The organism is Gardnerella vaginalis 1500E, assembly GCF_000263595.1.
GTDB classification, from domain to species: Bacteria; Actinomycetota; Actinomycetes; order Actinomycetales; family Bifidobacteriaceae; genus Bifidobacterium; species Bifidobacterium vaginale_E.
Genome location: NZ_ADES01000016.1, coordinates 1 through 3663, shown reverse-complemented (window position 1 = coordinate 3663; position 3663 = coordinate 1). Strand labels below are relative to the sequence as shown.

Genomic DNA, 3663 nt, shown 5'->3' with positions numbered 1-3663 from the left:
CAGGGGCGCCAAGGCGAGCGTATCCGCCGTGACCGTAGTAGGAGTCGCGCAATTCATACTGCAGAATAAAGCTTTTATCTCCGTTGGTCCAAAGATCGCGGCGATTTGCTTTCTTGCTTACTTTCCAGCCGTCTCCAACATCTTGCGAAGAATTTGCGCTGGTGTTTGTAATCGTGTTACCAAACTCAGAAACGCCATTGATTTCGCCGCCATCAGCCATTCCAAATGCGTTCAAATCAACGCGACCATCAATGCCGTTCACACTGCCGCTTGACGTATACTGCCATCCGCGCAAAGCTGTAGAAATAGGGAAACCTACGCGAGAACCGTAGCTAGCAACCCAGCTTGTGCGCTCGTGAATATACTGAGAATTTAATGGTCCTCTCAAATAATTCGTATAAGAGTAAACGCCGAGCTTATGGTAGCCTGCAGAAACTAACTGATTCCACCAGGAAGCAACAATATCCTGGTAAACGTATGGGGATGTTGGTGGTCTATGACCGCTCCAGCTCCACCTTTCCAAGTCGTAGTAAACAGGGTAAGTCAAATCTTCAGGATCTACTCCAGCGCCCTTCAAAAGATTGACAACATCCGCACCTTCAGCTGCACCATCTTCCGGCTTTTCTGCGTAAGAATACATGTAAATGCCAAATGGAATACCAAGACGCTTGCACTCGCTAATATTGCGCAAAGCCTGCTTATCGTAGCCATTATCCCAACCGTAGCTAATGCGAATAATCGCGCCGTCTATGCCAGAAGCTTTTACAGCATCCCAATCAATTTCTTTTTGATGCTCAGAAACGTCAATAACACCTTTGGCGTTTTTAACGAATGCGTCGCCGTTTCCGTCAATAAAAGTAGGTGAGCCATCGGAATCTTCCCAATGAGCGCCATATTCATTTTCAGAATGAGATGTTTGACGCACAACGCCAGAAGCATGAGGTTGCACTATAGGATTTGCAACATTATTTTTCAAAGAGCCAGTAGGCAATGAGGTCTGTTTAGGTGCTACAACGTTCATAGTAAATGCGGTAGCAATTGAAGCTAATCCAGCTAATACACGCACGATAATCTGTCCCACGAGTCCTCCAGACATGTTTTTTACGTGTTTATCTGCTACTACCATAGCAACAGCACCATAAAATTGGCGCAAAATCAACAGAAATGTCGTTTTTAATTTCTCTACGTGACTTTAGATTCTTGTACTAGACTATACTGTCTACTTGTAAATACAGTTTCTGGAGATTGTTAGATTATGAATACTTCGTTAAACAGCGCGCGTGAAAGTGTGCCAATTTTGTACATTGTTGTACCTTGCTTTAACGAGGAAGAAGGTCTTTCTAAAACGGCGACGGTTCTTCAAAATAAGATGACTAATCTTATGGATCAGAAACTTATTCATTCGTACAGTCGCGTAATTTTTGTTGACGATGGTTCAAAAGATTCTACTTGGAATTTAATCGCCTCATTTAATCGCAAAAATCCTTCACTTTTTGGCGGTGTAAAGCTTGCGCATAATCGCGGCCACCAAAATGCGCTGTATGCGGGTCTTATGTATGCACGCGAGCAAGGTTGTGATGCAGCAATTTCTATGGATTCCGATTTGCAAGATGATGTAAACGCTGTTGATGAAATGCTTAAAAAGTTTGCGCAAGATGGTTGCGAAATTGTTTACGGCGTTCGCTCTTCGCGCAAAAAAGACACTTGGTTTAAGCGCAATACGGCCTTGGCTTTTTATAAGATTTTCGCCTCAATGGGTGCAGAAGTTGTGCCAAACCATGCGGATTACCGTTTAATGAGTTCGATTGCGTTGGAAGCTCTTTCTGAGTACAGCGAAGTCAACTTATTCTTGCGCGGAATTGTGCCAATGCTCGGTTTTAAAACCGGAAAAGTTTATTACGAGCGTGGAGTAAGAACGGCTGGCGTTTCTAAATATCCTTTGAAAAAGATGATTTCCTTTGCTTTAGAGGGAATTACATCGTTTTCTGTTAAGCCGCTGAAATTAGTTACGTATATGGGCTTGCTTTCTATTGTTATTGGTTTTGCAATGTTTATTTACGTAATTGCGTCGCTGTTTACTAATCACACTGCTGTTGGTTGGTCTTCGCTTATGTGCTCAATATGGTTTATTGGCGGATTCCTTATGATTTCTATGGGTATTCTTGGAAGTTATATTGGCAAGATTTATTTGGAATCGAAGCATCGTCCGCGCTACTATATTGAGCAATCTTTGTAAATATAATATAAATATAATTTTGTAAATACGATTTTTGTAAATACGATTTTTATAAATAATCTTTGTAAAGGCACTTTGTAAAAGTAATCTTTTAAAGGGGTTTGAAAGTATGGTTAAGTGTTTGCAGAATATAAGCGTAATGCTTGGGCGCTTTTTTAGTACTGCCGCACTTTGGTGCGCTGCAGTATTTTTCAGCGCATTATCCTTGCTTAATCTAGTTATTTCAGCTCATCTTTTACCAGGTGACTACACTCTTGAATTTTTATGGTTCCAGGCTCCATTCGTAATTGCTATAAGCGCAGCAATATTCTTTATTATTGCGTTTTTACGAAAACGTGAGCTTATTAATAAGTTGCGTATACGCTACGTTGCGGTCGCTGTTTTTGCTTATGTTTTTGTGGCAGGTTTAATTTGGGTACATGTTACTCACGCGTGGCCGGAGTGGGATCCAGCATACCTGTTTAGTGCAGCGCAATATTATGCAGATCCTAATAGAACTCCTGTGGTTTGTGGAGTTGACACTTCGGAATTATCTTGGATTGTGTGCCCGGGCGGCTACTTGACGCGCTTCCCATTCCAATTCCCACTTCTTTGCCTTATGCGATTTTTGGTAATCGTTTTTGGTCCTAACGCATACACGGCGTTTGAAGTTTTGAACGTATTATGTGCGGCTATTACTGGCGTTCTTATTGCGTACTACGTGAATTTATTATTCCGCAATAAAAATGTGACGATTCTTTCTTTGCTTTTTTACGCAGCATTTTTGCCTATGATTTTTTACGCGACTTTTGCTTACGGCAATACACTTTGCTTGCCTTTTGTGTTTGGAGCGCTTATTTTTCACGCAAAAAATATTCGTGGCGGCAGTTGGCGTGATGCAATGCAATCGTTGATCTGCATATTCTTTGCAATATTACTTAAGTCTACTATGGTTTATTGCTTACTTGGCATGATTGTTGTGTGGATTGTGTCTGCTTTGCGTTCTAAAAAGTGGGAGCATGCTGTTTGCGTGTTGCTTGCAATCGCGTTCTTTGCTTTAAGTAATGTTGCTGTGGCAAGTTCAGCTGCTTCTTTCGACCATAATGCAAAAGATGGTTTGCCTTCTACAGTTTGGCTTGCAATGGCAACGGATCCTGCCAGAAAAGGCGGTCCAAATAATCCTGGCTGGTATAATGGGTACCCAACTAGCTTTGATGTTGCAAGCTACAATAAAGAGACTATAAAGAAGGAATCTACGGAATTTTTACAAAATAATCTTAAGCATTTTGCAAATAATCCATCCGATTTACTTAGTTTCTTTACTAAAAAGTTTGCGGGAGAGTGGCTTGAACCAACTTACGAATCTTTGCTTGCAAGCAGTTGGAAGTGGAATGGTCCGTACAGGCAGATTTTAATCGATCGCAAAATGAATCCTGCTTTGCGCTCGC

General features: G+C 41.5%; 3 protein-coding genes. 2 read left to right on the top strand and 1 reads right to left on the bottom strand.

All coding sequences use genetic code 11. From position 1 onward, the window contains the following. Window positions 1-1126 (bottom strand): glycoside hydrolase family 25 protein (locus tag CGSMWGV1500E_RS01155; protein ID WP_004129099.1); only part of this gene is annotated, 1126 nt, incomplete at its 3' end. A gap of 129 nt (window positions 1127-1255) precedes the next feature. Here CGSMWGV1500E_RS01155 and CGSMWGV1500E_RS01160 point away from each other — a divergent pair. Further along, the gene (locus tag CGSMWGV1500E_RS01160) at window positions 1256-2236 is read left to right on the top strand and encodes a glycosyltransferase family 2 protein (RefSeq protein WP_004129098.1); all 981 of its coding nucleotides are present in this window, start codon (window positions 1256-1258) and stop codon (window positions 2234-2236) included. Window positions 2237-2345: 109 nt separating this feature from the next. Continuing rightward, on the top strand, window positions 2346-3663 hold a 1318-nt coding region (locus tag CGSMWGV1500E_RS01165; protein ID WP_004129096.1), incomplete at its 3' end, for a glycosyltransferase family 39 protein.

Bases quoted from the DNA above. Each gene is read 5' to 3' on its own strand.
- CGSMWGV1500E_RS01160 (WP_004129098.1), top strand. From the start codon at position 1,256: ATGAATACTTCGTTAAACAGCGCGCGTGAAAGTGTGCCAATTTTGTAC.